The following is a 26,109-nucleotide window of genomic DNA, read 5'->3' on the forward strand; positions in this document are numbered from 1 at the left end:
TCTGAGCGGACCCCTGATTCAAAGCCGGTTGCGGTGGAAGCTCGGCGGAATTTCTAGGGATGAAGTGGCCTTTGCTTCCCTTCAAGGGCTATCGGCGCGGCCGTGAGTTCCTGCAGGCTTTGGGCATCTAGTCCTTCGACGATCTCCCGCAGGCGGAGACCGCGCGAGGTCACGTCGAGGACGGCGAGATCGGTGAAGATACGGGTCACAACGCCCAACGCGGTCAACGGCAGAGTGCATTCTGAGACGATCCGAGGCGCACCTTGCTTGGTGACGTGCTCCATCATCACCCAGATTTCGCGGGCGCCAACGGCAAGATCCATGGCTCCGCCGACGCCGGGCAAGTCGTCTCCTGCACCCATTGACCAGTTCGCCAAATCGCCCTTGTCGGACACTTGGTACGCCCCGAGGATCGAACAATCGAGATGTCCCCCGCGCATCATTATGAAGCTCAGGCTGGAATCGAAGAACGATCCTCCACGAAGCAGCGAAATCGGATCCTTGCCTGCGTTGACGAGGTCCCAATCCTCCTCACCCGCGGGCGGCCGAGGTCCGATGTTCAGAATGCCGTTTTCGCTGTGCAGGACGACTTCGATTCCCTCGGGAATGCGGTCCGCCACGAGCGTGGGAAGCCCTATGCCGAGATTGACGAAGGATCCATCGCGCAGTTCCCTGGCGATCCGGCTCGCGATTTCCTCGCGCGACAGCCGCCTCACCATGGCGATCCCCGCGTTACGATACGATTGACGAAAATGCCTGGCGTCACTATCGCCTCCGGGTCCAGTTGTCCGACGTCGACGAGTTCATCGACCTCCGCGACGGTGATCTTCGCCGCGGTCGCCATCATGGGCTGAAAGTTGCGGGCACTCTTGTTGTAGACGAGGTTTCCGTGGCGATCAGCGCGCAACGCGCGCAAAAGGGCGAAATCGCCGCCGAGTGGAAGCTCGAGGACGTGCTCCCGTCGGTTCAACATTCTGGATTCCTTGTTAGCGCCGATCTGCGTTCCGGCCGAGGTCGGCGTGTAGAACCCGCCCAGCCCGGCGCCCGCGCATCGAATCCGTTCGATGAGGGTCCCTTGAGGTACGAGTTCGAGCGCGACCTTTCCCTGCCGATGCAGCTCCGCGAACACCGTATTCGTCTTCGATCTCGGAAACGAGCAGATAACCTTTGCCACGCGTCCGTTCCGAAGAAGAAGCGCGAGATCGTCCTCGGAAGAACCCGCGTTGTTGGAAACGACGACAAGATCGCGGGCGCCCGAATCTAGGACGGCGCGGATCAGGCCGAGCGCCACGCCTGCGCCTCCGAAGCCACCCAGCAAGATCGTGGCCCCGTGGAAGAGACCACTCAATGCCTCTCCGTATGTGTTCATTCGGCGATCGAGCATTGCACGTCCTGCGAGCGAGCTTGGCCGACGCAGTCGGCCCCCGGCGCTCATAGAGAAAACAATATCGATATTCAAGGAGGTTGCGAGAAGATATCGATCGAACTACGTTTTTAAGAAAAACCGATGATTCGGTTTCATTGACTTTTTTGTCGATTTTCTGGATGTTTGAGCTGTTGTGGGCCCGCGAGCTTTTCTCGATCGTGGCGCCACTCAAAAATCGGCCCGCTGTTATGTTGAGGATCAGATGCCGCTGAAGAAAGCAGTCGTCCATATCGAAGCCACGCCGCGGGGGGCGACAACGCTGGCCTCGACCATCGAGGAAAGGCTGCGTCGCGACCTGATCTCTGCGGTGTTCATGCCGGGAGAAAAGCTGGCGATCGACGCGCTTCGGGACAAATACGGCGCAGGTGCGAGCCCCGTGCGCGAGGCGCTCAATCGCCTCTCAGCGGAAGGGTGGGTTGTGCAGTCGGACCAGCGCGGCTTCCGTGTTCCGTCGGTCTCAGCGGATCAACTGGAGGAACTGACTCGCTCGCGCTGTCTCCTTAACGAGATCACGCTGCGTGAATCGATCGCCAGGGCCAGTAGCGAAACCGATGAAGCAATCGTGGTTGCGTTGCATCGGCTGTCGCGCACGCCGCCGCGCGATGCAGACGATCCGAAGCGGATCAATCCGGAGTGGGAGACACGGCATCGCGCGTTTCACGCCAGTCTCATCGCCGCCTGCGGCTCGCGCTGGCTGATCGATTTTGACGCGATGCTGTTCGAACAGGCTGCGCGATATCGCGCCCTGTCCGCACGCTCGAAGGTGAGCCGTGACGTACAGAAGGAGCACAAGGCGATCGCGGAGGCAGTGATGCGGCGCGACGTGGCAGAGGCGATCCGCCTGGCCAACGCCCATATATCCCACACCACGGCCCTTGTCGCTCAGGTCGCGCGCCGCCATGAGGCCCTTTGAGTACCTGGGAAATAGGGATCTTTCGTCAGTTGCTGATCGCGCTTGAAAATCGATATTTTGTCGCGTATAACAAAAACATCGATTTTCTTGGTGAGGCGTCATGCGACTTGTCAGCTACGAACATGGTTCCCAACCCGCGCTGGGCGTTCGGTCGTCCGAAGGCATCCTGCCGCTGGCCGATCTTGTGCCGGAGCTGCCGAACAACCTTCCGGCACTGCTCGCGCTGGGCGCGCCGACAATGAGGCGGATCGCGAACGCTCTTGGCCATGCATCGCAAATCAAGCCGATCCCCGAAGGCGCAATTCGGTTGCTTCCACCGATTACGCAAGCGGGAAAAATCCTGTGCCTCGGCCTGAATTATGCGGACCATGCCGCCGAATCGAAGCAGGCCCGCCCCGATTTCCCGGTGATCTTTCTTCGCGCGAACACCTCGCTCGTCGCCCACGGTCAAGCGATTGTGCGGCCGTTGCAGTCGCCGGCGCTGGATTTCGAGGGAGAATTGGTCGCGGTCGTAGGTCGCACCGCGCGTCACGTGAAGCGCGACGACGCGCTCGACTACATTGCCGGTTATTCGATCTTCAATGACGCCTCCATCCGCGACTATCAACTGCGGACGCCGCAATGGACGGTCGGCAAGAATTTCGATGCCAGTGGAGCGTTCGGCCCAGACTTCATCACCAGCGACGAAATCCAGCCGGGTGCGTCGGGGCTGAAGATCGAGACCCGTCTCAACGGCGCAGTGATGCAGAGCGCCAACACGCGCGACATGATTTTCGGTGTGGCGGAGACAGTCGAACTGCTGTCCGCCTGCATGACGCTGGAAGCCGGCGATGTGCTGGTGATGGGAACGCCCGCCGGCGTCGGCGCCGCAAGAAAACCGCCGGTCTGGATGAAGCCGGGCGACGTCGTCGAGGTGATGATCGAAAAACTCGGCACGCTGTCGAATCCGATCGTTGCTGAAGAGGATCAAGCTCGCGCGGCTTGAATCCCAGGTCGCGGGCGGACGTTGCGCCCTTAAGTTCGAGTGCGTTCGGATGGAGTTCCGATGAAGACGACCCAGGTTCTAATCGCGGGCGGCGGGCCAGTGGGGCTGACGCTGGCAAAAGTTCTGACCTACTTCGGCATCCAGGTCATGGTCGTCGAACGCAATGCCACAACGACCCGATATCCCAAGATGGACATCACCAATGGCCGCAGCATGGAGCTGTTCCGCAAGTTTGGACTGGCCGAGAGCCTGCGCCAGGTCGCGGTGCCCGAGCATCATCCGTTCGACGTGTCCTGGATCACTTCGCTTGCCGGGCACGAGCTGCACCGCTTCCGCTATCCAAGTCCCGAACAGGCGCGCCGTCAGATTCGCGAGACCAACGACGGTACTCAGTCCCGGGAACCGGCGATGCGTGTCTCGCAGGTGGAGATCGAGCCGGTTCTGAAACGCGCGGTTGACGCCGAGTCGAACGCCGTCGTGCGCTTCGGCTGGACTTTCGAGGATTTCAAGCAGGACGATGCCGGAGTCACGGTCACGCTGTGCAACTCCGAAGACGATCGGGCGGAGATCGTCCGTTGCGACTATTTGATCGGCTGCGACGGCGGTGGAAGCCGTGTTCGCAAGCTACTCGACGTCGGGCTTGATGGTACGCCGCGAGTTGGGATCTTCCAGATGGTCCATTTCTACTCGAACGCGCGCGAAATCCTGCAGCGGTGGGGCATCGCCTGGCACTACCAGTCCCCCTTCGGTACCATGATCGCCCAGAATGACAGAGACATCTGGACCGTCCAGGCCCGCCAGGATCCCGCGGTTGCGCCCAGCGACATCGATCCGAGGACGGTGTTGCGAAAATTCGTCGGCAGGGAGTTCGACCATGCGATTCTGATAACCAACGCCTGGACGCCGCATCTGCTGCTCGCGCAGTCCTATGGCCGCGGCCGCGTGTTTCTCGCCGGCGATGCCGTCCACCAGTATATTCCGACTGGGGGCTACGGCATGAACACGGGAATTGGCGACGCTGTCGATCTCGGATGGAAGCTGGCGGCAACGATCCACGGTTTTGGCGGCCCCGGCCTGCTGGCCTCGTACGAGCGCGAGCGCCGTCCGGTGGGCTTGCGCAATCGCGAAGCGTCGGCTCGGCACACCAGGGTCCGGATCGACATTATGCAGACCTACAGAAGTGATCTTGAGGGCACACAAGCGGTCAGCGCGGAGCGCCGCAGCGAGATCGCGTCACGGATAGCGGAGCTTGGGAATGCCGAGAACGAAAGTTGGGGCATCGAGCTCGGCTACGTCTATCACGGGTCGCCCATCGTCGCCGTCGAACCAAATGTCGAGCCGCCGACGGATCCGGTACGCTACACCCCGACGACCATGCCTGGTGCACGGCTGCCAAGCACCTTCCTGAGCGACGGCAGTGCGCTGTTTGACAGGCTAGGGCCGTGGTTCACATTGATAAATCTAGGCGGCTCCGACAGCGGCGGTTTCGCACGCGCCGCACGGAAAGCGAAGATACCGCTGCAGATTCTCGACCTCAACGAGCCGTCCCTCGAACCGGTCTATGGTCGCGATGTATTGCTGGTAAGGCCTGACCAGCATATCGCCTGGCGCGGGTCGGACGCGTCCACCGCGAATGCGAACAGCATCCTGGCGCGCGCACTCGGCTGCGGGGCCGTCGCATGAGCGGTTTGAAAGTTACGGTAGTGGGCGGTGGCATCGGCGGCAGCGCGGCTGCGCTGGCGTTGCTGCGCGCCGGTTGCGACGTCCACGTCTATGAGCAGGTCGCCAGCAAGTCAGAGGTCGGCGCCGGTATTCAGCTTAGCCCCAACGCCACGCGGCTGTTGCATCGCTATGGCCTGGCAGACGCGCTGGGCGGCGTCGCGGTCAAGCCGTCGCATGTCGAAATCAAGCGCTGGGACGACGGCCGGATCTTGGGACGCGAGGAACTGGGACGCGCGGTCGAGGAGGCCTACGGTGCGCCGTACTACCACTTCCACCGCGCCGACCTATTGTCGATCCTCACCGCGGCCTTGCCGGCGGAGCGTCTTCATTCCGGGTGGCGCTGCGTCGATGTCAGGCAGACCAATGCTGGCGCCACCACGGTTTTCGATGACGGCACGGCGATCGACAGTGACGTCGTGGTCGGCGCCGACGGCATCCATTCGGTGGTGCGAAAAGTGCTGTTCGGCGACGAGCGTCCGCGGTTTTCCGGCAACGTCGCCTATCGCGGGCTCGCGCGCGCGGAGCGGCTGACCCACCTCAATCTCGAGCATTGCGCGACCAACTGGATGGGGCCGGGCGGACACTTCGTGCATTACTTCGTATCCGGCGGCCGCTTCCTGAACTTCGTGGCGGTCAGTGAGCAGGACAGCTGGGATCGGGAATCCTGGAACGACCGCGGCAACGTCGCAGACGCCAAGCGATGCTATGCCGGCTGGCATCCTCAGATCCATCAGATCCTGGGAGCCGTCGACGAAACCTTCAAGTGGGCGCTGTTCGACCGGCCCCCGCTGTCGGCCTGGAGCGTAGGTCGGGTCACACTGCTGGGCGACGCCTGCCATCCCATGTTGCCCTACATGGCGCAGGGCGCTGCGCAGGCGATCGAAGACGGGGCAACGCTTGCCGCGTGTTTGACCGGGATCGCGCCGGCTGGCGTAGCGGAGGCGCTGGCCAACTACGAAACATGGCGCAAGCCCAGGACCGCGGCGATCCAGTTGGCGGCGCGCGGCAACGCGACGACGTTCCATCTCGTCGACGGCGTCGAGCAGCAGAAGAGGGATGCCGAGATGGCGGCCTGGGTCGGGCTGTCGCCACGGCGGGAGGCGATTTTCGGCTTCGACGCCGAACGGCTGCAACCCGCCGCACCGCTTTCATGATATTGGCAGCGCCGGATTGAACCGGCGTGCCGCAGATACGGAGGACACCATGCCGAGAGCATTCCAGCTGGGTTTCGTCGAACTGGGGACCCAACACATCGAACCCGAGCTGCTCTACTACACCGAAGTCATCGGTGCCAAGGTGACCGAGCGTGCCGCTGACGGTTCGGCCTATCTCAGCCTCGGGCTGGACCATCACAACATCGCACTGCGCGTCTCCGCGGAGACCGGCCTGCGATGTGTTGGATTGCAGGTAACCAGGGACGTATCCATCGAGGATTGGGCGATGCGCCTAAGTGAACAGGGACTGGGGACATCGGTCAAAACCGATGCGCGGCCGGGAGTGACCAAGCTCGTCGAGGTGGTGGAGCCCGGCGGCCATGTAGTGCAACTCTATGCGGAGATGAGCCTGCCGGCGCCCGGCTTCGCCACCCACGGCATCGTGCCCAACAAGCTGGGTCACATTGCCATCATGTCACCCGAAGCGGCCAAGTCGGTAAAGTTCTTCGAACAGGCCCTGGGCTTTGCGATGACAGATCGCATCGATCCTGGCGCGACCTTTTTGACGTGCAACCGCGACCATCATGTCCTGAATGTGGTCGATGCGCCGCTCCGAAAGCTCCACCACATCGCATTCGAGCTGAAGAGCCGCAGCCATCATCATGATGCCGCCGATTTCTTGAGCTCTCACAACATTCCAATCGTCTGGGGACCAGCGCGCCACACGGCGGGCCACAATCTCGCGTCCTATCACTTCGATCCCGATCAGGTGCTGGTCGAGCTTTACGCCGATATGGACATACTCATTCCCGAACTGGGCTGGTTCGAGCCGCGGCCGTGGCATGAAACCTTGCCGCTCAAGCCCCAAGTCTGGCAGCGCGGAACGCTAACAACTTGGGGCACCAAGTACGATTTCGATTTCCGGAAGGCATAGCGCGCATTTTCAAGGTCAAGCCGGCTGACATGATCGTTTGTCGCCAGCCCAATCACGCGCACAAGTAAACCCAGGAGTAAGTCCGTGAAAGCTGTGTTTTCATTAACCGTGACGGCTGCCTGCCTCACTGCGACTCTTGCCAATGCGGGGCCGCAATACGGTCCGGGCGTGAGCGATACCGAAATCAAGTTGGGGCAGACCATGGCATATAGCGGGAACGCCTCGGCAGTCGGTATTCCGACCGCGGGCGGCACGCAAGCGCTGCTGCGGAAGGTGAACGAGTCCGGCGGCATCAATGGACGGAGGATAACGCTGATTTCGCTGGATGACGGCTTAAGCCCTCCGAAAACCGTCGAGCAAACGCGGAGACTGGTCGAGTCGGACGAGGTTCTCGCGATTGCGGGATCCCTCGGCAGCGCACCGAACGCGGCGATCCAAAAGTATCTCAACCTCAAGAAGGTGCCTCAAATCTTCATCATGTCGGGCTCCTCGCGGTTCCTTCAGCCCAAGGAGTTTCCCTGGACCATGCCGTTCACCCTCTCTGCGGAAAGGGTCGGCGAGGCATACGGGCGCTACATTCGCGAAGCGCGGCCCAACGCCAAGGTCGCCATCGTGTATCAGAACGACGAGTACGGCAGAGAGGGAAGGAGTGGAATTCGCAAGGGCCTGGGTCCCGAGGTCGACAAGTTCGTGGTCGCGGAGAGGGCGTACGAGGTGAACGATCCGACGGTCGATTCGCAAATCGTCAGCCTCAAAGCCAGCAGTGCCGACGTCCTCTTCCATGTCAGCATTTCCAAGTTTGCGGCGCAAGGACTGCGCAAGGTTCACGAACTTGGCTGGCAGCCGCTCCAATTCATCGACGTGCCAGCGGCCTCGATCGCAGTTACGTTCAAGCCGGTCGGACTAGATAGAACGGTCGGCGTTATGTCCGGCACGTATTTCAAGGATCTGCAAGATCCGACGTGGCAGAACGATCCAGCGGTCAAGGAGTATCTGGCAACCCTCAAGACCTATGCTCCCGATATCGATCCATACGATCCCAATGCGGCCTTCGGATATTCTGTCGGTGAAGCTATCGTGGCGGTTCTGCGTCAGTGCGGCGACGACCTGACGCGGGAGAACCTGATGCGGCAAGCGACAAATCTAAAAAAGGTTCCCTTATCACTGCTGCTGCCCGGCATCACGCTCAACACGACCGGTCAGGATTACGCGCCCATAAAGCAAATTCGGTTAATGCGCTTCAACGGAACGGGCTGGGATGCGGTCGGCGAACTCATGGACCTGCCCTGACGCATGGGGACTACAATCGCTGCGGGCGGCGCGCAGCCGGGCGGAGTGGCGTACCCGCGAGACAATATCAGTTGGATCTCTGAGGCGTAAGCGATGGGACGTCGATCTGAGAAATTGACGTCACAAGAGGGGCTTTCGGCCGTCACGCAAAGCAAAGAGGTGATACAAGTCGTGTCACGCGCATTCGACGTCGTGCGCTGCTTCGACGGTCCAAGTAGGTGCCTCGGCAACAGGGAAATCGCCGACCGCTGCGGTCTTCCTCGATCGACGGTCTCTCGTTTGACGCTGAGTCTCACGCGGATCGGCCAACTCACCTACCTTCCGCAAGATCAAAAATATACCATAGGTCCCAATGCCCTTGCTCTCGCCGCTTCGTTGTTCGCGGGAAACTGCGAAAGAGCGGCCTCCGCTGGGATGCAGGAGCGGAGCACGGGCGTTCAGGTGGATCAACTCGACCAGTTCGCGCTTTGAGTACTCCGAGAAAGTTCGTCATTGATGATCGCTCCCGGGGGCCAGCCTGCGGACTCTGCAGCGCCTGTTCCCCCGCGAGACCGGACTAACGATCGAGGCATGGCGGCAAAAGGCTCGTCTCCTTCATGCCGTTGCCGGGTTGTCGTCGGGGCGCAAGCGTCACCGAGGCCGCTCTCAATTGCGGCTATCAAAGTCTAGCTGGCTTTACCGACGCATTCGCAAAACAGTTTGGAGTGACGCCGGGTCGATACCTCGCTCGCTAGGAAAAGGGGGCGTTGCGAGTTTTCCCGCAGAAGGGGGCGGCCGACACAAGGCCAAGGGCTGAGTGATAAGTGCGGTGTCGGCGCGGGCTAGTTCTTTCAACATTAACCAGCGAGTTCAACTGGAATGCTGGGCTAACTTGCGCCCTTAGCTTTGGACTTTGCAAGGCTGACGAGCCAAAAGCGCGGATGCGGCAGTGCAAGTCTGCAATGTTCGAGCGGGCATTTGGAAGATCTCTTGCATGCGACTAACGATGTGCTTCAACCGAGCGCGCAGAGAGGAATCTCCAGCGCGGTGCCATTTTCCAGCAGGCTCTTGAGGCTTGACATGATGGCAGGCCATCCCTTTGAGATGCCTTCGAGCAGTTTGCTGCCCTCAGCGAACCCTTCATGGGTCAGCGTCAGCTTGACGAACCTGCCATGCTGTTCGAGTTTGAACACAACCGTTGACGGCCCCTCGTTCCGATATGCCTCGTTGGTGACATGCCTGAATGTGTAGGAGAGCCGCCCTGGCCGATCTGCCTCGAGAATCTCTCCGGTCTCGGTGGAGATGCCGTTCATGACGAGCGCCAGCCGCGAACCCACCTTCCAGTCGCTTCGCAATTCCATGCCGAACCAATAGCGTTTGGAGAACTCGCTCGACGTCAGCGCCTCCCACAGGTTCTCCGGCGAGGTCTCCACGTAGGTTACATAGACAAACTCCGGTTTACTCATGCGCTTCTCCAGTCACCCGTTTCAATTTTCCGGTCTCAACGCCTGACGCTTGTTCAAGCCCCTCAGCCTAGTCGCAGCTTGCACGCAGAACCCCAACTGCATGGCCTGCAGACAGGACAATCGGAGCGCATATTCAGCCGTGTGCATCACGGCTGTCTATAGGCACTTGCTCGCGATCGAACATTCCGTAATCGCGTATGACGGTGGCCACGCGGAGCCGGTAGTCCTTGAATACGTCGCGTCTACTATTCGCCTGCACAGCGCGGTGAATTTGAGTCTTCCGCCAACTGTCGACGGCCGCCTCGTCCCGCCAAATTGAAAGGGCCAGAAGCTTTTCCGGATTTGCGACGCTCTGGAACCTCTCGATTGAAACAAATCCATCCAGCGATTCCAAATGAGCGGAGAGGGCAGCACCCATATCTAGATAGTTCTGTTTCTTTCCAGGAGCCGGCCAAGACTCAAAAATCACGGCAATCATGAATGGCTGCTTTCTAAACCGATGAGTTGACGGTCGTGTCTAATCGAAGCGTGCGGCGGTACTTAACGCCGCAGTTTCTCGGAGATGTGCCAAGCTGTATTGTAAAATTGCGACAAGCGACCGTGGGCCTCAGCTGGTTGTTCACCAAGGCCACTTGATCGAGTTTCGGCTAGAATTCGATTTGCCGGAGGCCAAAGATACCGACAACCCACCTGCGTCTTCACATGACCTCAATCAAGGCTGCTGTATCGCGGTAACGCGTTTAGAAGAGTTGCAATAACAATTTCGATGGAGCACCTTTGCTAGGACTGTGCGCCAAAGGAAGGCCGGCGACCAAGTCAACTTTGGCTTCGTCGAGAGACGAACACCAGTATTCTGGCCTCGGCGAGTAGCATTGAAAGGTTCAGGAGCGACAAGCCTTGAATAGGTTCAATATCGTCCCGATTGCGCCGTTGCGCCCCTACGTCGAACGCTTGTGGGGATGGGAAAGTATCGGCCAAGAGATTGTTGAGCTACCCACGTTGCTGCCCGGGACCGGTGCAGAGATATTCTTCCACTATCGCATGCCATTCAGCCAAGTCCGAGAAGGCAAGGATCATGTATTCGACGGCGCGCATCTGGTTTGCGTGCGACGAAGGCCCATTCAGCTAAGCGCTCAACGCGATATTGGTTTTATCGCTGTGCGGTTGCGAGCTGGACGGATGCATAGATTCGTCGACATCCCCGGCGGGGATCTAATCGACCGAACCCTATCAGTCACGGAGCTTTGGAAAAGCGCAGGGCGTCAACTTTCACTCGATGTGTCAAATGCTCCTTCGAAAGCAGGCGCACTGGAGGCTCTTCAGTGCTTCCTATTTGAACAACTTCGGCGCAACCGCTCGGATGAGCTCGTCGAGAATGCGATCTCGGTTATTTACCGACATCATGCTGCGGCTTCGATAGACAAACTTGCATCCCGATTCGGGGTGACCAGACGCGAACTGGAGCGCCGCTTTAAGACATTGACGGCCCAGACCCCTGTAGAGTTTCGAAAATTGAGTCGAATTCAACATGTCATGCGCGAGTTGTTGCTCGACCCGTCTGCCCGCATTCTGGATGCCGCACTTTCACACGGCTTCTATGATCAGGCGCATTTTATTCATGCCTTTGCTGAACTCGCATTGGGCTCACCTGTGCAGCATCTTACCCTGGCCCGCGCCAAGCCGCATTTTTACAATATTTCGTTGCGAGACTCTGCCAGCATTTCAGCGAAACTGTCGAGCGCCGAGAGGGATTGCGATGTACTTGCTACTCGCCGAGATGAGAGCCGAACAGTCTGCAACGGCGGAAGTTGAGCAGTTCTGCGGAACCTAGTCGAATTGACTCGCGATGAGCGGCGTCGCGCCCCCGCGCACCGGCTCAGTACGCCGTCAATCTGCTCGAGACGGCCGACGAAGGCCCGGACGGCATCGCCATGCTTTGTGATGCCGCGGTGCGTGAATAGTCGCTGAAATTTGACAGTTGGGGCCGCAAGGAGTGCCGGCTCGCCGACGCCGAGATCTAGGACTGTCTGCCACGGTTGTCGCACCGCAGCCTCTTATCTGCCGACTCGCGGAAACTGTCGCTGCGATGTGCGATCCATCGTGACATGAATGGAGGAATGCAGATGTATGTCATCATGGGAGGCACCGGACACGTTGGCTCTGCAACAGCGGACATACTGCTCAGTTTGGGGGAGGCGGTTACAATTGTCACCCGTTGCTCCGGCCGCGCAAGCGGCTGGTGTGCGAAGGGGGCCGAGATTGTTGAGGCGGACATCAATGACGTTTCATCGCTGCATGCCGCGCTTTGCCGCGGTCGCCGCGCCTTGCTTCTCAATCCTCCTGCTGATCCGACTACGGATACCGACGCCGTGGAGAAACGCACCGTGGCCAACATTCTGAAAGCGCTGGCGGGATCAGGGCTGGAAAAAGTGGTGGCGGTGTCAACTGGCGGCGCGCAGTCAGGCGACCGGATCGGCGATTTGAACACGCTGTGGGAACTCGAGGAGGGCCTCCGGCAGCAAACGATCCCAGCTGCGATAAATCGAGGAGCGTATTATATGAGCAACTGGGATAGCCTGCTCGACACCGTTCGCAGAACTGGCAAGCTGCCTACTATGTTTCCCGCTGATCTTCCCATTCCAATGGTCGCCCCGCAGGATCTTGGCCGATTCGCCGCAGACAGATTATTGTCCGACACGGATGATGCGGGTGTGCGCTATGTGGAAGGTCCGAAGCGCTATTCAACCGCAGATGTCGCGAGGGCCTTTTCCGAAGCTCTTGGACGGCCGATAGGTGTTGAGGTGAAGCCTCGCGCGGAGTGGTATCATGGGTTTCTGCAGCTCGGGTTCTCAGAGGCGGCCGCTCTATCCTACACCCGGATGACGGAATTGAGCCTCGACAATGGGTTCGACATGCCTGCTGATGTATGGCGAGGTGCCACGACGCTCGAGTTCTATATCAATAATCTCGTAGCCCGCTCCGAGACCAGTTGACATATTGAGGGAATTGCGGGGAGCGCCATTAAGCGAGTAACTTCCTACACCTCATAGGCTTCATCGCATTCATTGCGAGCTTCAACCTTCGAGGCGAAGGCAATTGCGATTTCGTGAGATCAAACCGCTTGGCCGACCGTGGCCATAGAGCAGGTAAGGACACCTTTACTTCTCAGCACCAACGCTGCGATCCGGAAGCCTGGTGACAGCTACTTGCACACCCACCAAGCCAGTTTCGCCGATGGTCAATCCCTATGCCAGAAAAACGCCGTTCGAATGACATGTCTTAGATGCGCGATATCTTAGATACCGATGCTCAGCCGCGATTGCTTCAATCCTTCAATCAAGTGGACATCTCAGCGACATGGGAAACTCACCTGTGCCCCAATATTGCTGAGCTGCGAGACGCTTCTGCGTCGCCGACTACGAGAACGGATTTTCACGAGCCTCTCGTTTTGGTCAGTCCTCAGCAAGATGGCGCGCGATCAATTCGACTGCGAATTTGAGGAAGCCGCGCTGGTCGAGGCCGGCGGGGTCTTCGGCCACGCTCGCCAGCAATGCGTCACCTGCCATCGCCGCATGCATATGGGCCGCGCTCAAAAGAGCGATAGCGTATTGGGTCGCCGCGAGCCGCGGCGCCTTGCGCCCGGCCTTCCGCGCGGCTTCGATCCGCGCGCGATGCACACGCTCGACCAGCGACTTGAGCATCCCTGATCCCTTCGGCCGCCAGCCCGCCAGGCTGAGCCAGAGCGCAAGCCTGGCGGCCCGTTCGTCGGCATAGGCGCGCTGAAACAGTCGGCCGAGGGCTGCGACATCGACCTGGCCGGGCGCCCAGCCCTCGATGGTGGCGTCGATATCGTCCACTAGCCGGCGTCCGATCCGGCGCAGCAGGGCGTCCATCAACGCTTCGCGGGTGCCGAAATGGTAGTGGACCGCGGCGTCGGTAATGCCGAGATCCGCCGCAATGCGCTGAATGCGTACGCCTTCGGGGCCCTCGTCGTGCAGTCGCCTTTCTGCGGCATCCAGGATCGCGAACTTGGCGGCCTGCGGGGATCGACGCTGTCTCGTCGCCATTGACATCCTTCCAGTATAGGGATTACTTAGGGTATCCTAAGTAAGGAAATTGTCTATGGAGGATTGGTATCCCGAGGTGCTGGCGGCTATCGCCACCCGGCTCGGCGTTGCCTTACCGACCTTGCGCCGCCGCGGTCGTGCCGCCTCCGCACGCCGAGCGGACAGGACGTCCACGCCCTCGACTGGGGCGGCCGAGGACCGTCTGCGGTGCTGCTGCATGGCGGCGCCCTCAGCGCCCGCACCTGGGATTACGTCGCGCTTGCGTTGCGAGCCGATTTCCGGCTCGTCGCGCTTGACTTACGCGGCCACGGCGCCAGCGACTGGGCTAACGACTACTCGATCGAGAGCCATGCGAGCGACGTGGTGGCTGTGCTCGACGGACTGGAGATCGAACGCGCGCACCTCGTCGGCATGTCGTTGGGCGGGATCGTGGCTTGCGAGTTCGCGTTGCGCCACCCGGAGCGCACCGCAAGCCTCACGATGGTCGATGTCATCTCACGGCCGATCTTCGCCGCAACCGCGCGGATGCGCAGCTTCATAACCGACTTTCGCGGCGCCTCGACGATTGACGAAGCAGTCAAGATGGGGCTTGCGGCCAGTCCGAAGAGCGATCCACAGCGCCTGAATTATCGGATGAACGTCCTGCTGAAGCGCGGCGATGACGGGCGCCTGGTCTGGAAAGGCGATCGCCGTCGCCCAACGGACTTTGCCGCGATCCTGCGCCATCTCGCGGGCTTCGAGGCGCGGGTCCACGAGATGGCCGCGCCGTTTCTGCTGGCCAGGGGCGGCGACAGCCTGATCGTCACCGAAGAGGCTGCCCGCGATTTCACCGCGCTATTCCCCGACGGGCGATGGCTCAACATCCCAGGCGCGGGCCATAACGTCCAGGAAGACAATCCGCGTGAACTGGCTAACGTGCTCAGGGATTTTTGGGGCGGACGGCTGCGGGCCATGCCGCTGGATGACGTTGAACGCCTCACTGCACAGGATGCTAAGCAGGAGCTGATATGAAAAATCTCATTACTGACATCGATGGCGTCCTCGTCGGAAACGCGGAGGACAAGCGTGTTGCCTCCGGAGTGAGCGTCGTTCTCTTCGAGCAGGCGGCGGTCGCGTCGATTGCGATCCACGGCGGCGCGCCGGGCCTTCGCGACGGTGCCCTCCTCGAGCCGGAGATGACGGTGTCATCAGTCGATGCCATTGTGCTGTCCGGCGGCTCGGCGTTCGGTCTGGATGCACCGGGCGGCGTCCAAGCGCGCCTGCTCGAGCTCGGGCGAGGGCTTCCGGTCGGCCCCGCGCGTGTGCCGATCGTCCCCGGCGCGATCCTTTTCGATCTTGCCAATGGAGGCAACAAGGATTGGGGACGCCGACCACCCTATTGGGATCTCGGCTACCAGGCGGCGAGCACTGCGAGCGCGACGTTCACCCTTGGCACGGCCGGAGTCGGCTATGGCCTGACCACCTATGACCTCAAAGGTGGACTTGGATCCGCAAGCGCCGTCACCTCCAATGGCTTCGCAATTGGTGCGCTGGTCGGCGTGAACGCCGTTGGACGCGCCACACGCGGCGAGGGTCCGCACTTCTGGGCGGCGCCATACGAGCGCGAGGCGGAGTTCGGCGGCCTCGGGCAGGGCGGCGAACCCACGCGAGAAGATCTGCAAATGAGAATCAAGGGCAGCGCACCGGCCAACTCGACCATCGGCGTGGTCGTCACGGACGCCGCCCTCACCAAGGCGCAGATGAAGCGCGTCGCAATCATGGCCCAGGACGGGTTTGCGCTTTCGCTGCGGCCGGCTCACGCCCCGATGGACGGCGACATCGTGTTCGCGGCGACGACCGGTCGGGCCGCGCGTACGCCCAGCCTCGCTGACCTCACCGAAATCGGGATGATGGCGGCCGAGTGCCTCGCGCGTGCCATCGCCAGGGGCATCTATGAAGCAACGCCCCTGACCAACGGGGTGGCGCCGCCAAGCTGGCGTGAGGTCCACGCAGCGCCGGACCCCGGAAGCGGCCGACGATAAAACCTTTATCGGGATTTGACCGTCAGTTCTGAGAACTTGTACTTGGAAATCACGCCGAAACATCTTCCATATGATTGCGTGGAAGTAGTGCTGCAGGCCGCTATGGGATGGCTTGGCGTAGTTTAACAAATTTCTCTCGCATTGAAGATCCTTTGATCAAGTACTGAGACCGGTTGAGCCTGCCTGAGGTCGTAAATCCGCGCCGTTATGGGCAATAGAGTGCGGCAGCGCAGTTGATCGTGCAGAAGCGGTATTCAACTGCGGTGCTCAACACGTTCCGGGTACGAGAGCAAAATTACGGACCGGAATCCAGAAAGATGGAGGGCGCCGCACAGGTGGTGTCCGGCACCGAGACCCTCAGTGTACTGGTGTCTACGTCACTGTCTTCAAGCGAGAGGCTCGGATCAAAGTATTTGCTCGCAGGCGTGAAGTCCTTGATTCCTGCGTTGGCCACGAAAAAATCTGTCGATTGCTGTCGCCAGTTGGTCACCGTGCCATCGGAATACATCCGCTTCCAGCCTTGGAGGTGAACATCTTCTGGCCTCTCATTGATGTCGGCCATCAGCCCGCCCAACCGCCGATGATCGCGGCTTTCGGATAATAGGCAGAGGCATCCGCGAGCTTGACCGCGCAGGGCACTTGTCGCGAACCGTGACGTTAAAGGGGACCCGAAGCGCGACGGTTCGCGCCGGAAATGAAGGTGGTTACGGTTGCCCGCATGGTCTGGTTGACGTGCTCGACCTCCTCGGGATTGACCTTGTTGGCGCGAAGCGCAGTATCCAACACATGCCCTGGAATGCCAATCGCCGTTGCGATGCGCTTGCCCTTCAGGTCCTCGAACGATTTTATGCCGCCGCGGACTATCAAATTGTCAAAAATACCGAGTTTCGGTGAAATGCCCCCGTCTTTGGCTACTGGTCCCGTGGTGAGCGAGTTGCTCAGGCAGGCTGTGGATTGGTATGTCGACCCTCGGAGAACACACTGGATCGTGCGCTTGCTCGTCAGGGGTGGCGGTTTAGCCATGAACCTCGCGACATCTTCCGCTTTTTCAGCCTTTCGCCAAATGAACCGATCTCCCTGAAAACGGGCAGCAAGCTCTGCCCCAGCACCGACAAGTGATAAGCGTCGGTCCCGTGGGCAGGTGTTGGCCCATGCTCAACCAATCCGGAATTCTCCAATTCGCGCAGATTTCTGGTCAACTCCTTGGCGCTGATCCTCGCCACGGAGTGAAGCAATTGATTGAATCTCTGTGGACCGCCAAGGAATAGTGATCGCAAAACCAATAACTTCCATCGCCCCGCAATCACCTCGATTGCCGATTCCAGCGGGCAAGTCGCGGCAGCCTCAGAGAAGCTCGGCATGATCTGTTCGACCAGAGATCCTCGTTCATCGTGCATGTAGTTACCTCACGGTGCGTTGATGGTCTCGGCCGATTCCCGCCATGCTTTGATCATGGCACAAACCGGTTCAAAAAATCCTCATCCTCCGGCCTGGCTCGACAGCTCGGAGTATCCCTTCCAGTCGCGATATTTCCAAACCCCAAGTGGGCGGCTGCACTACATTGAGGAGGGTAGCGGCGAAACGCTCATATTTATTCATGGTAACCCCAGTTGGTCATTCGAGTATCGCCGGGTAATTGCACATTTTAGAAGGACACATCGTTGTATCGCTCTCGACCACTTGGGCTTTGGTCTTTCGGACAAGCCTTATAAAGAGTCGCTTCTTCCACAATTCCATGTGCGAAATCTTGAGTTGCTGCTGGCTTCGCTCAACCTCAGCAACGTTACGTTGGTGATGCACGATTGGGGAGGCCCGATCGGCATGGCGTGGGCGTTGGATCATCCAGAACTGGTCACGCGCCTCATCGTTCACAACAGTTGGTGCTGGTCGGTTCAAGATCAAAAGGCCATCCGGATGTTCAGCAATCTGGCTGGTGGGCCGCTCGGGCGGTTTCTATGTCGGTATTTCAACCTCTTCCCTAGGGTGCTTATGCCGGCCTCGTTCGGCGACAAGGCAAATCTGTCGGACATGGCTCGGCGCCATTTCGTATCGCCGTTTCCGACGCCTCGCTCCCGCAAGGGAACGTGGGTGTTCCCGCGAGCGATTATCGGCGAGAGCGATTGGCTGGAAGCGGTGTGGAAGCGTCACGACGTGCTTGCCAATCTGCCCATGCTGCTACTGTGGGGGATGAAGGACGCAGGTCTGTCGGGTGATGTGCTGGCTCGCTGGGAACGCGCTTTCCCGCGCCACAGTACGCAACGATATGGCGACGTTGGCCACAATGTCCCTGAGGAACTCGGTGCTCGGGCAATCCTCCCGATCGAACGTTTCTTGGCCGAAAATCCCACGAACGGAGGTCGCAAGTGAGCCGATCTGTTCTCGTGCTCGGCGCAAGTGGCAGGCTTGGCCGACGAATCGTTGACGGATTGCTCGGGCACCGCCATCGCGTACGCGCCTTCATTCACAGGGACAACGTTCTCGATTCTCATATCGGCCTTGAGTTGTTCCGCGGCGACGTCTACGACGGTGAAGCAGTCAGCAATGCCCTTCGCGGTGTCGATGCTGTCATCTCTGCGTTGGGCAGTGCGGCTGCCCCCCTCAAGAATGTCACGTCGACCGCAATGCAACACCTTGTTCCTGCGATGGCCGCGTCGGGTATTCGACGGATCGTTTCAGCTACTGGTTCGGCTGCGTGGCGGGATCAAGAGCGCAGCGCCCCGCATCCACATCTACGTGCGCGCCGCGAACAGCTGATGCAGGTCATTCCTGAACTGGTGATCGACGGCGAGAAGCACATGAGGATTCTCGAGAGTTCAGGCCTCGATTGGACCGTGCTCAGGGTTCCCCTGATGCAGGGTGAGGCCGCGACCGACTACACTCTCGCACTGGACCCACCGCCGCCCCAGACGATCTCATCCTACCTGGCAATTGCAACGGCAATGATCGATCAAGTTGCGTCAGATGAATGGGTCGAAGCTGCGCCATTCGCTTACTGACCGTAGCCGAATGTCGCGCGGCTCGGAAAAGAGTGTGTTGATGGATGCGAGATGGCGGTCTCAGGGTGAAGCAGACTTGCGAGCAACCTAGTATATCGCCGCTAGCCGACATTTCGGGCGGACTGAGGAAGATTCTTGCTGCAGGTGCACTCGTGCTAATCTTTCCGATATTCTGGTTCTCTATGCCGCCGATCCTGAAAGGCTGGATCGATCACGTTTTCCTATCGGTCCTCTTCTATGGCGGCCCGCCGCTTTATGGTCGAGGGACCATGGTCAGACGGCGAGCCATGGTGTACGTGTCGTTGGGCGCTCGGCAGCACATGTTCGACCGCAGACCTCCCGCTTGACCTTCGTCATGCCTCGCCAGACCCTGCGATGATCGCTGCCGGTGGCGTGCTGCGCACCGGCAGCGGCCGCTCCGCGACCCTCGACGGGCGCGACGGACCGCCCGCCTTGACGTCGTATCGGCCGACCAACGCTAGCAGGCGGCGCCGGGTGAAGGGGTTGGCCCGCTCGGCCAGCGCGCGGATGCGCTGCACCTGTTCTCTGCAGAAGTCCTCGTCCATCACGCTACCCTCCACTCGAGCAAGCCTTCCTCGAATTTCACCGCGGCGGCTTCAGTTCGCCGGCGAGCCAGCCGACCGCGTCCGTCTGCATCGGATCCACCGCGAAGCGCACCACCTGCGTGCGCTCGCAGGTCGATCACTCGAAGGTGCGCTCCTCGAAACCGCGCTGGCCGGGAGAGATGCGTGCTAACGCCATCCGGTGTTTGCATACCGGGCACATCGGTCGCTCGTTGATCGAGGCAGTCATCCCTAAAACCCCTGGAAGGGATCATACGATGGCCGCAGCGAGAGTCTCGAATTTCATGATCCAAAAACTTCCGGTCCTCCGACGTAAGGAACGAGGGCGCTTGTTCCGGATTGATTCTTCGGGTCTGCGCGCGAAGGCGGCCTGCGTGGCTCCGCCCCCAAGCCCCCAAGAAGCCCCCAAAGGCGGGGCTGCGCCCATGCACCTTTCCATCGACTGCGGCGACGCACCGATCTGTCGACAGGGGCCAAACGGAACGGCCATTATTCAGGCGACTTGACCATCGACGCCATTGGTTCGGAGAAGGATCATGAAAGCGATCTCGGCCATTGCCTGCCTGTTCGCTCTTGCCCTGATCTCGCCGGCGGAAGCCAAGGGATGCATCGGTTTACGGCATTTCTAATCAAGCTTCATGGCTGATAATCTCTAACTGATCGATCCGGCCAGGGTGTGGCTGCGCAATGCAATCAAACGAGAATGGACATTGCCGCGGAGCACCCCTGAGAGCCGCCGACAGCGTGCCTGCCGCCACTTCCTGGTGAATCCCCGAGAACGGCCATGGGGCTGCTGCTTGACCGCTTCGGGATCGACGCCGTCTTCGTCGAGAAGAGCCCAACCACAACTGATCATCCGAAATCGCGCGGCTGCTGGGTCCGCACCATGGAGATCTTCCGGCAATGGGGGATCGAGCAGGCGATCCGCGACCGCGGGCTGCAGGATGATTCCGACATGTTCGTGCAGGTCGAAAGCATCGCCGGCCGCGAGATCAGCCGGTCACGCCCGGAGCCCAACCTCGGGCAGACCCCGGCATGGAAATGCCTGGTGGCGCAGGATGCGGTGGAAGAGGAGATCTACCGGGTCATCGAGCATTCCAACTTGGTGCAGGTGCAATTCTCGACCGAATTCGTCGACTTCGAGGGAGTCGAGGACGGTGTCATCTGCGAGATCCGCTCGGTTGAAACCGGCCGCAGCGAACGTTGGCACGCCAGGTATCTGCTGGCCTGCGACGGCGCCGGCGGCCAGACGCGCCGGGCCGCCGGCATCGACATGGTGGGACCGGCCTGCCTGTCGGTGCTGCAGAACGAATACTGGCGCGCCGATCTTTCGCGCTTTCCATTGGCGCGCGAGGCCGCCGGCTATCAGGTCTACTCAAAAGCGCCGGGCGTGCCGCCGCGCGCCGGCATTCTCAACACCAACGGCCGCGACCGCTGGCTGTCCATCATCCAGATCGGCGAGCAGAAGGACGATCGGCCGCGGCCCTGGACCGATGCCGAGATGATCGAGATCATCGTCGGCAAACCGAGCCTGATTGCAGCCATCCGCGCCTCCTGAAGGCCGGAAAGTGCGTCCAAAAGCGCAATACCGCATCGTGATACCCACTTTGGCCGCCATTGGACGATCCGACGCGACAACATCGGCCGCCCGCAATGATGGGCGACCACGGCCGCGTGCCGACCTATCCGTTTGCACACAACCAAGATCCGAAGCTGTCTCAGGCGCCGATCGCAACCGTCGACTATCGCCTATTTGTCGCGACAACCGCGCAGATGAACTGAGGTGCGAACAGGAGACCTGCCGGCAACGAGAAGCAGGAGCGGAATGGCTGAAGCACAGGCTCGGACCTAAAAGAGCCCGACAGGCTGTTTCCGGCCCAGCGGGCTATCTTTTGATGCCTAGTTCGAGTTTGTGCATTATTTAGCCACGATGACCGAATCCGATGTTGCCAGATTTCGCAAGGAGGCACACGAGTGTCGGATGCTGGCTCCAAACCAGCCCCTGTTAATTGCGGGCCGTTGCGTGTTCGATTTCAAAGCGCAACGAGACCAGCAGAACGGGGCCGAATTTACCGCGAACTTCGATTGCCAGAGTCCGGACGACCGAACCAGGCAGCACGTCCTTGGCGAAGTCTGCCATTGCTCGGGAAGCGGCCAGCTTCACTTCGTCCAACGTGGCGATCTCCACCCCGGTCTCATCCGGAATGAACCTCTCGTTATCGCGGGTATCGAAGTAATAGCGGGGCATCAAGGGAAAGCCGGGGGATTGATTGTCGTTCCTATCGTCCCCACTCACGCAAGGGGCTTGGTTGGCTCTAGCGTTTCGCGGCTTCGTCCGCGAGCTTTTGCCATTCGCTAGCTAGGCGGAGCCAGGACTCGTTGTCGATCCGACTGGTCGCAGGAGCCGCCCGTCCTCTTAACCTATGCTTATCACCTCACCGCTGGCTGAAGTTTGGGCGCCAGCGGCCGAGAGTGTTGTGCTCCCGCCTTGTCGGTCGGAGCGGTCAGTTCCATGCCGGCTCAAGCTTCCTCAAGCAAGGAGTGGCGTGTGATGCCCAGTACCTTGACGGCTGCGCTCGTCCTGAAACTCAAAAAGAACAATCGGCTGGATCAAGACGATATTCTGGCTATTCAACAACTTCCTATCCGCGGCCAGCGGGTAGCGGCCCATCATTGCTTCGTGCCCGAGGGTGGTCGGCCTTCGGAATCCTGCCTGATCGTGGATGGGTTTGCGTTTAGGTCCAAGCTCACGCCGGATGGAATACGCCAAATTCTCTCGATTCATATTCCGGGAGAAATCCCCGACCTTCAGGCTCTGCACCTGCACGTCATGGATCATGACCTAACTGCCCCCTCTCGGATTGCACCCTAGGCTTCATCCAGCACGATGCGCTGCGCGAGTTGATCCGCCGGCGGCCAAACGTATCGGCCGCGCTCTGGCGCGAGACGCTGATCGATTCAGCGATTTTCGGAGAATGGATCATTAACGTCGGGTGCAGGCAAGCGCTGCCTCGTATGGCGCACCTGCTTGCAGAGATTCATGCACGACTTGAAATGATCGGCCGGACCGCAAACGGCTCATTCGAGCTTCCGATCACGCAAGTCGAATTGGCCGATTGCCTCGGCTTATCTGTCGTCCACCTCAACCGAACCCTCCAGCAGCTTAGGCACGAGGGTCTCGTCACGACGGAGCGGAAATCCTTCTATCTGCTTGAAAAGGAGCGGCTGGAACGGTTGGGCCAGTTCGATCCGACCTATCTCCATCAGAATTCCTCGCTGTGACAAAGGTGCGCCGCTCCGCGACTTCTAGTCGTGGCCCATCTCGTGGTCGGCAGCGCAGCGGCATGTCTGGAGCGGGCGGTAGAGCAGACGTCCTCCGGAGGAGCCTAACGGCTCTTTGAGCGACGGCAACGCTCGCCTGTCCCTCAAGCCTTCGACCATGACAATTTTGTCCTCGACCTTGCCGACACCGACTGTTCGACATCGCGTTGCTGCGAACTAACGCTGCTGATGCATGATAGGAACTACACGCTGAAGGAAGAGGTTGCGCAGTTGGTCTGTGGCGCGATCTAGACGCGCTATCCACCCGGGACGGTCCGCCGTTCGACGCGCGTCGGGCGACGGGCCGGTTCTCGGTCGCCCCGGCTGACGGCCCAAGTCGAATAGTTCCACGAGGCGCCGAGAGGAACCGACTACTCTGGCCACCGTTCGGAATATACTCTTCCCGGGACCAACAATTTCCGAATGAGGGCCGGCGTTGACCAGTCGAAATCAGGCTAGTGATCGCCAGCGCGCGCTCGCAAAGTTCGGTGAGTTCGTCCTTCGTTGCGAGGATCTTGCAGCCATTCTGACGGAGGGATGCCGGCTGATTGCCGATGCCCTGAATACGGATCTTGCAAAGGTTTTGGAGATTGAGCGCGAGCGGGGCAGCGCCGTCGTCCTCGCGGGCGTCGGTTGGGCACCGGACGTTGTTGGCAAGGCCCGCATCCCCCTGAATCAACGCTCATCGGAAAGCTATGCCCTCGACAAGGGCGAGCCGGTCGTCACGCGAGATATCGTCAAGGAGACCCGGTTCGACTTTCCGGACTTCATGAAGGCTCATGGTGTCGTTGCACTTGTAAACGTGCCCATCTTCCTGCCGGGGGGCAATGCTTTCGGACTGCTGCAGGTCGATGCGCGCGAGACCCGTGAGTTCGGGGACGGCGACATCCAGTTTCTGCGCACCTACGCCATGATCCTTGGCCCGGTCATCGACCGGCTGCGGAAAATCCGCGAGACTGAGACCAACACGGAACGCTTTCGGCTTATCGTCGAGAACGCCCGCGACTACGCCATCTTTCTTAGCGACCCGCAGGATATTATCACCGATTGGTTCCCCGGCGCCGAGGCGATCTTCGGCTGGAAGGCCGATGGGATCATCGGACAGTCCGGCGCTGTGCTGTTCACTGACGAAGACCAGGAGGCCGGGGTCCCAGTGATGGAGACTGAGGGGGCTCGGAAGCATGTCGCCGCGCCAAACGTCAGGTGGCACCGGCGGAAGGAAGGAAGCCGGGTGTTCATCGACGGCCAAACCGTGGCCCTGCGTGACTCGCAGGGCACGGTGCGCGGATTCATGAAGATCGGTCAGGACACCACCGAGCGGCGGCGCAACGAAGAACGCCAAGGCATTCTCCTCGCCGAATTGCAGCATAGGGTTCGCAACGTACTGGCCATGGTGCGATCGATCGTTTCCAAGGGCGATGGCGCCTCTGTTGAAGAATTCAGGCGTGACTTGGAGGGCCGGATCACAGCTATGGCACGGACACAGGCACTGCTGACCCGCGGGGCAGGTGTTGGGGTTGATCTTGACGGGCTGATCCGCCAAGAGCTCCTCACTCACGCGGTTGCAGAGGAGCGTCTCACGATCTCAGGAGACGCGGTGACGCTGCCGCCGAAGGCGGCGGAAGTTCTCACCCTGGCGATCCATGAATTGACCACGAACGCGCTGAAGTACGGAGCCCTGGGCCAGCCCGACGGCCACTTGAATGTGTTTTGGTCGCGGGAGCGCAACGGAGAAAAGGATTGGCTCCGCCTGACCTGGCAAGAGCATGGCGTATCCGTCATTCCGGCTACAGGACCCCGTCGGGTCGGGTTCGGGACCGAGTTGATCACCAAACGCGTACCTTACGAGTTGCGGGGACAGGGGAGCGTGGATGTCCAACGAGATGGGATTTGCTGCACAATCGCATTCCCGCTCGCCCAGGGAGAGAGCATCTTTCAATCCGACAGTCCGGTCGCCTATCGCAACATTCAACCTTCAGGGGTCGCTACATGATTGCGCCCCATCCGCTCACCGGCGTTTCCGTTCTCGTGCTCGAAGACAATTTCTACATCGCCGAAGAATCGCAGCGAACATTGGAAGACGCCGGCGCGCACGTGCTTGGCCCCTGTCGGGACCTCGAGGAGGCTTTGCAGGCGCTACAAGACAATCATCCTCATTGCGCAGTGGTTGACATCAACCTCGGCCAGGGTCCAACCTTCGAGCCCGCGAGAGCGCTGCGAGCTGCCGGCGTCGCGGTTCTCCTGGTAACGGGCTACGACTCCGCGATCATCCCGCCGGATCTCAAGGACGCGCCTTGCCTGCACAAACCTGTCGACGCGCGGCGGCTGGGCCGTTGCTTCGACCTGCCACCGTAAAAATTGAGGCGGTCAGGAGTCGCGGTTGACAGTCCTTAGAATAAAACACCGGACGGAATATCGCTTTGAAAGCACGGTCGGCCTCAACCCGCATCGATTATTGCTGCGCCCTCGCGAAGGTCGCGACCTGCGGCTTCTTTCTCATGATCTTCAAATAACGCCCTCTTGTGAGATAACCTGGGCCCAAGACGTCTTCGGAAACGCTGTGGCGGTGGCTAGATTCACCGCCATGACGGACAACCTCGTTTTTGAAAGTGTTGCAGAGGTTGAGCTGACCTCCAGCGCTTGGCCCGTGTTTCCGATTGCTGCCTCGGCCATTTCCTATCCATTCCGGTACAGCGACGAAGAGTGGACGGACCTGGGAGCACTCGCCACGCCTCAGTACCTGAATGGCGGCGATGCGTTACGAAAGTGGGCTCGATCATTTGTGCTCGGCAGCACAACGGACACTTTGTCCCTGCTCAAAGACCTGAACCAAGGGGTCACACAGTGGATACGCTACGAAGCCCGGGATGCCGAGGGCACTCATTCTCCGGATGAGACACTCCAGCTTGGCATCGGAACGTGCAGAGATATGGCGACGCTGTCCGTGGAAGCCGCTCGTATCCTTGGGTTCGGGAGTAGAATTGTTTCCGGGTACCTATACGACCCAGACATGAGCCGGGTGGGCTCAGCGGGTTCCGGTTCGACCCACGCCTGGGCCGAGGTCTACGTTCCGGGCGCAGGCTGGATTACATTCGACCCGACCAACCGTAGTGTAGGAGGCCACAATTTGATTCCTGTTGCTGTTGCGCGGGACATTCGACAAGTGATGCCGGTGTCCGGAAGCTACTTGGGATCGACTTACTCCAAAATGACCGTGGAAGTCACTGTTTCAGCTAATTAAGAGAAGCCGC

Annotated in this window: 28 protein-coding genes and 1 pseudogene; 18 read left to right on the forward strand and 11 right to left on the reverse strand. The window is 60.2% G+C overall.

All coding sequences use genetic code 11. The annotated features are described in order from the left end of the window. Positions 1-53: 53 nt before the first annotated feature. Together IVA91_RS22795 and IVA91_RS22800 are read right to left on the reverse strand one after the other, a co-directional pair. A complete protein-coding gene (locus IVA91_RS22795; RefSeq protein ID WP_346015517.1) occupies positions 54-725 on the reverse strand; it encodes a 3-oxoacid CoA-transferase subunit B in 672 nt (223 codons plus the stop codon). Then, positions 713-1,384 carry a 3-oxoacid CoA-transferase subunit A gene (locus tag IVA91_RS22800; RefSeq protein WP_247459142.1) on the reverse strand — a complete coding sequence of 224 codons (672 nt, stop codon included), beginning with the start codon at positions 1,382-1,384 and terminating at the stop codon, positions 713-715. Before IVA91_RS22800 ends, IVA91_RS22795 begins: the two co-directional genes overlap by 13 nt. A gap of 244 nt (positions 1,385-1,628) precedes the next feature. Between IVA91_RS22800 and IVA91_RS22805 the strand changes: the two genes are divergently transcribed. The 7 genes and pseudogenes from IVA91_RS22805 to IVA91_RS22835 all read left to right on the forward strand — a co-directional run. Continuing rightward, on the forward strand, positions 1,629-2,339 hold the full coding sequence (locus tag IVA91_RS22805) for a GntR family transcriptional regulator (protein ID WP_247459143.1): 711 nt from the start codon (positions 1,629-1,631) through the stop codon (positions 2,337-2,339). Between the two features lie 100 nt (positions 2,340-2,439). Then, on the forward strand, positions 2,440-3,324 hold the full coding sequence (locus tag IVA91_RS22810; protein ID WP_247459144.1) for a fumarylacetoacetate hydrolase family protein: 885 nt from the start codon (positions 2,440-2,442) through the stop codon (positions 3,322-3,324). A gap of 60 nt (positions 3,325-3,384) precedes the next feature. Continuing rightward, entirely contained in the window at positions 3,385-5,007 is a 1,623-nt protein-coding gene (locus IVA91_RS22815) for an FAD-dependent monooxygenase (RefSeq protein WP_247459145.1), read from the forward strand. After that, a complete protein-coding gene (locus tag IVA91_RS22820; protein WP_256466411.1) occupies positions 5,004-6,200 on the forward strand; it encodes an FAD-dependent monooxygenase in 1,197 nt (398 codons plus the stop codon). The genes IVA91_RS22815 and IVA91_RS22820 overlap by 4 nt, the downstream gene beginning before the upstream one ends. A 49-nt stretch (positions 6,201-6,249) precedes the next feature. Then, complete coding sequence (locus tag IVA91_RS22825; protein ID WP_247459147.1) at positions 6,250-7,134, forward strand: VOC family protein; 885 nt, start codon at positions 6,250-6,252, stop codon at positions 7,132-7,134. Positions 7,135-7,218: 84 nt separating this feature from the next. After that, a complete protein-coding gene (locus tag IVA91_RS22830) occupies positions 7,219-8,424 on the forward strand; it encodes an ABC transporter substrate-binding protein (RefSeq protein WP_247459148.1) in 1,206 nt (401 codons plus the stop codon). A gap of 93 nt (positions 8,425-8,517) precedes the next feature. Further along, positions 8,518-8,802: pseudogene (locus IVA91_RS22835) on the forward strand (helix-turn-helix domain-containing protein); the annotation flags it as partial. A 614-nt stretch (positions 8,803-9,416) separates the two neighbouring features. Here the strand turns inward: IVA91_RS22835 and IVA91_RS22840 are convergent. Both IVA91_RS22840 and IVA91_RS22845 read right to left on the reverse strand, forming a co-directional pair. After that, the gene (locus tag IVA91_RS22840; protein WP_247459149.1) at positions 9,417-9,869 is read right to left on the reverse strand and encodes an SRPBCC family protein; all 453 of its coding nucleotides are present in this window, start codon (positions 9,867-9,869) and stop codon (positions 9,417-9,419) included. 133 nt (positions 9,870-10,002) lie between these two features. Then, complete coding sequence (locus IVA91_RS22845; protein WP_247459150.1) at positions 10,003-10,347, reverse strand: antibiotic biosynthesis monooxygenase; 345 nt, start codon at positions 10,345-10,347, stop codon at positions 10,003-10,005. Between the two features lie 419 nt (positions 10,348-10,766). Here IVA91_RS22845 and IVA91_RS22850 point away from each other — a divergent pair, with 419 nt between their 5' ends. Both IVA91_RS22850 and IVA91_RS22855 read left to right on the forward strand, forming a co-directional pair. After that, positions 10,767-11,681 (forward strand): helix-turn-helix domain-containing protein, encoded by a 915-nt coding sequence (locus tag IVA91_RS22850; RefSeq protein WP_247459151.1) that lies wholly within the window; start codon positions 10,767-10,769, stop codon positions 11,679-11,681. A 305-nt stretch (positions 11,682-11,986) separates the two neighbouring features. Next, entirely contained in the window at positions 11,987-12,862 is an 876-nt protein-coding gene (locus IVA91_RS22855; protein WP_247459152.1) for an NmrA family NAD(P)-binding protein, read from the forward strand. A 459-nt stretch (positions 12,863-13,321) separates the two neighbouring features. Here IVA91_RS22855 and IVA91_RS22860 read toward each other — a convergent pair whose 3' ends face one another. Beyond that, a complete protein-coding gene (locus IVA91_RS22860; protein ID WP_247459153.1) occupies positions 13,322-13,936 on the reverse strand; it encodes a TetR/AcrR family transcriptional regulator in 615 nt (204 codons plus the stop codon). Positions 13,937-14,143: 207 nt separating this feature from the next. Between IVA91_RS22860 and IVA91_RS22865 the strand changes: the two genes are divergently transcribed. Continuing rightward, a complete protein-coding gene (locus IVA91_RS22865; RefSeq protein ID WP_247459154.1) occupies positions 14,144-14,947 on the forward strand; it encodes an alpha/beta hydrolase in 804 nt (267 codons plus the stop codon). Further along, positions 14,944-15,957, forward strand: a complete 1,014-nt coding sequence (locus IVA91_RS22870) for a P1 family peptidase (protein WP_247459155.1) — start codon at positions 14,944-14,946, stop codon at positions 15,955-15,957. The genes IVA91_RS22865 and IVA91_RS22870 overlap by 4 nt, the downstream gene beginning before the upstream one ends. 295 nt (positions 15,958-16,252) lie before the next feature. On the opposite strand, the gene IVA91_RS22875 is transcribed toward IVA91_RS22870, so the two are convergent. From IVA91_RS22875 to IVA91_RS22885, 3 genes are all read right to left on the reverse strand, one after another. Beyond that, a complete protein-coding gene (locus IVA91_RS22875) occupies positions 16,253-16,519 on the reverse strand; it encodes a hypothetical protein (protein ID WP_247459156.1) in 267 nt (88 codons plus the stop codon). A gap of 95 nt (positions 16,520-16,614) precedes the next feature. After that, on the reverse strand, positions 16,615-16,980 hold the full coding sequence (locus IVA91_RS22880; protein ID WP_247459157.1) for an ABC transporter substrate-binding protein: 366 nt from the start codon (positions 16,978-16,980) through the stop codon (positions 16,615-16,617). Continuing rightward, complete coding sequence (locus tag IVA91_RS22885) at positions 16,959-17,354, reverse strand: helix-turn-helix domain-containing protein (protein WP_247459158.1); 396 nt, start codon at positions 17,352-17,354, stop codon at positions 16,959-16,961. The genes IVA91_RS22880 and IVA91_RS22885 overlap by 22 nt, the downstream gene beginning before the upstream one ends. A 22-nt stretch (positions 17,355-17,376) precedes the next feature. Here IVA91_RS22885 and IVA91_RS22890 point away from each other — a divergent pair, with 22 nt between their 5' ends. Together IVA91_RS22890 and IVA91_RS22895 are read left to right on the forward strand one after the other, a co-directional pair. Then, complete coding sequence (locus IVA91_RS22890) at positions 17,377-18,324, forward strand: alpha/beta fold hydrolase (protein ID WP_247459159.1); 948 nt, start codon at positions 17,377-17,379, stop codon at positions 18,322-18,324. Then, the gene (locus tag IVA91_RS22895; protein WP_247459160.1) at positions 18,321-18,953 is read left to right on the forward strand and encodes an NAD(P)H-binding protein; all 633 of its coding nucleotides are present in this window, start codon (positions 18,321-18,323) and stop codon (positions 18,951-18,953) included. The genes IVA91_RS22890 and IVA91_RS22895 overlap by 4 nt, the downstream gene beginning before the upstream one ends. Before the next feature lie 353 nt (positions 18,954-19,306). Here IVA91_RS22895 and IVA91_RS22900 read toward each other — a convergent pair whose 3' ends face one another. Further along, positions 19,307-19,519 carry a hypothetical protein gene (locus IVA91_RS22900; protein WP_247459187.1) on the reverse strand — a complete coding sequence of 71 codons (213 nt, stop codon included), beginning with the start codon at positions 19,517-19,519 and terminating at the stop codon, positions 19,307-19,309. Between the two features lie 802 nt (positions 19,520-20,321). On the opposite strand from IVA91_RS22900, the gene IVA91_RS22905 reads away from it, so the two are divergent. Next, positions 20,322-21,095: an FAD-dependent monooxygenase gene (locus IVA91_RS22905; protein ID WP_247459161.1), complete on the forward strand. Its 774-nt coding sequence runs from the start codon at positions 20,322-20,324 to the stop codon at positions 21,093-21,095. A gap of 447 nt (positions 21,096-21,542) precedes the next feature. Here the strand turns inward: IVA91_RS22905 and IVA91_RS22910 are convergent, their stop codons facing one another. Together IVA91_RS22910 and IVA91_RS22915 are read right to left on the reverse strand one after the other, a co-directional pair. After that, entirely contained in the window at positions 21,543-21,785 is a 243-nt protein-coding gene (locus IVA91_RS22910) for a hypothetical protein (RefSeq protein ID WP_247459162.1), read from the reverse strand. 282 nt (positions 21,786-22,067) lie between these two features. After that, entirely contained in the window at positions 22,068-22,376 is a 309-nt protein-coding gene (locus IVA91_RS22915; RefSeq protein ID WP_247459163.1) for a hypothetical protein, read from the reverse strand. Between the two features lie 62 nt (positions 22,377-22,438). Here IVA91_RS22915 and IVA91_RS22920 point away from each other — a divergent pair, with 62 nt between their 5' ends. The 4 genes from IVA91_RS22920 (at position 22,439) to IVA91_RS22935 (ending at position 26,099) form a co-directional block, all read left to right on the forward strand. Further along, on the forward strand, positions 22,439-22,819 hold the full coding sequence (locus IVA91_RS22920) for a helix-turn-helix domain-containing protein (RefSeq protein ID WP_247459164.1): 381 nt from the start codon (positions 22,439-22,441) through the stop codon (positions 22,817-22,819). Positions 22,820-23,294: 475 nt separating this feature from the next. Continuing rightward, positions 23,295-24,851 (forward strand): HWE histidine kinase domain-containing protein, encoded by a 1,557-nt coding sequence (locus tag IVA91_RS22925; RefSeq protein WP_247459165.1) that lies wholly within the window; start codon positions 23,295-23,297, stop codon positions 24,849-24,851. Further along, on the forward strand, positions 24,848-25,213 hold the full coding sequence (locus IVA91_RS22930; RefSeq protein WP_247459166.1) for a response regulator: 366 nt from the start codon (positions 24,848-24,850) through the stop codon (positions 25,211-25,213). Before IVA91_RS22925 ends, IVA91_RS22930 begins: the two co-directional genes overlap by 4 nt. A 25-nt stretch (positions 25,214-25,238) precedes the next feature. Further along, complete coding sequence (locus IVA91_RS22935; RefSeq protein ID WP_247459167.1) at positions 25,239-26,099, forward strand: transglutaminase family protein; 861 nt, start codon at positions 25,239-25,241, stop codon at positions 26,097-26,099. Positions 26,100-26,109: the final 10 nt, after the last annotated feature.

The organism is Bradyrhizobium sp. 153 (genome assembly GCF_023073835.1).
Taxonomy (GTDB): domain Bacteria; phylum Pseudomonadota; class Alphaproteobacteria; order Rhizobiales; family Xanthobacteraceae; genus Bradyrhizobium.

What these genes read in the sequence shown, in the direction of transcription:
- IVA91_RS22860 (WP_247459153.1), bottom strand. Translation starts at nt 13,936, where the DNA reads ATGGCGACGAGACAGCGTCGATCCCCGCAGGCCGCCAAGTTCGCGATC.
- IVA91_RS22905 (WP_247459161.1), top strand. Translation starts at nt 20,322, where the DNA reads ATGGGGCTGCTGCTTGACCGCTTCGGGATCGACGCCGTCTTCGTCGAG.
- IVA91_RS22900 (WP_247459187.1), bottom strand. Translation starts at nt 19,519, where the DNA reads ATGGACGAGGACTTCTGCAGAGAACAGGTGCAGCGCATCCGCGCGCTG.
- IVA91_RS22875 (WP_247459156.1), bottom strand. Translation starts at nt 16,519, where the DNA reads ATGGCCGACATCAATGAGAGGCCAGAAGATGTTCACCTCCAAGGCTGG.
- IVA91_RS22815 (WP_247459145.1), top strand. Translation starts at nt 3,385, where the DNA reads ATGAAGACGACCCAGGTTCTAATCGCGGGCGGCGGGCCAGTGGGGCTG.
- IVA91_RS22840 (WP_247459149.1), bottom strand. Translation starts at nt 9,869, where the DNA reads ATGAGTAAACCGGAGTTTGTCTATGTAACCTACGTGGAGACCTCGCCG.
- IVA91_RS22855 (WP_247459152.1), top strand. Translation starts at nt 11,987, where the DNA reads ATGCAGATGTATGTCATCATGGGAGGCACCGGACACGTTGGCTCTGCA.
- IVA91_RS22890 (WP_247459159.1), top strand. Translation starts at nt 17,377, where the DNA reads ATGGTCTCGGCCGATTCCCGCCATGCTTTGATCATGGCACAAACCGGT.
- IVA91_RS22910 (WP_247459162.1), bottom strand. Translation starts at nt 21,785, where the DNA reads ATGCCCCGCTATTACTTCGATACCCGCGATAACGAGAGGTTCATTCCG.
- IVA91_RS22810 (WP_247459144.1), top strand. Translation starts at nt 2,440, where the DNA reads ATGCGACTTGTCAGCTACGAACATGGTTCCCAACCCGCGCTGGGCGTT.
- IVA91_RS22930 (WP_247459166.1), top strand. Translation starts at nt 24,848, where the DNA reads ATGATTGCGCCCCATCCGCTCACCGGCGTTTCCGTTCTCGTGCTCGAA.
- IVA91_RS22805 (WP_247459143.1), top strand. Translation starts at nt 1,629, where the DNA reads ATGCCGCTGAAGAAAGCAGTCGTCCATATCGAAGCCACGCCGCGGGGG.
- IVA91_RS22820 (WP_256466411.1), top strand. Translation starts at nt 5,004, where the DNA reads ATGAGCGGTTTGAAAGTTACGGTAGTGGGCGGTGGCATCGGCGGCAGC.
- IVA91_RS22885 (WP_247459158.1), bottom strand. Translation starts at nt 17,354, where the DNA reads ATGCACGATGAACGAGGATCTCTGGTCGAACAGATCATGCCGAGCTTC.
- IVA91_RS22825 (WP_247459147.1), top strand. Translation starts at nt 6,250, where the DNA reads ATGCCGAGAGCATTCCAGCTGGGTTTCGTCGAACTGGGGACCCAACAC.
- IVA91_RS22845 (WP_247459150.1), bottom strand. Translation starts at nt 10,347, where the DNA reads ATGATTGCCGTGATTTTTGAGTCTTGGCCGGCTCCTGGAAAGAAACAG.
- IVA91_RS22800 (WP_247459142.1), bottom strand. Translation starts at nt 1,384, where the DNA reads ATGCTCGATCGCCGAATGAACACATACGGAGAGGCATTGAGTGGTCTC.
- IVA91_RS22880 (WP_247459157.1), bottom strand. Translation starts at nt 16,980, where the DNA reads ATGGCTAAACCGCCACCCCTGACGAGCAAGCGCACGATCCAGTGTGTT.
- IVA91_RS22915 (WP_247459163.1), bottom strand. Translation starts at nt 22,376, where the DNA reads ATGATCCATGACGTGCAGGTGCAGAGCCTGAAGGTCGGGGATTTCTCC.
- IVA91_RS22870 (WP_247459155.1), top strand. Translation starts at nt 14,944, where the DNA reads ATGAAAAATCTCATTACTGACATCGATGGCGTCCTCGTCGGAAACGCG.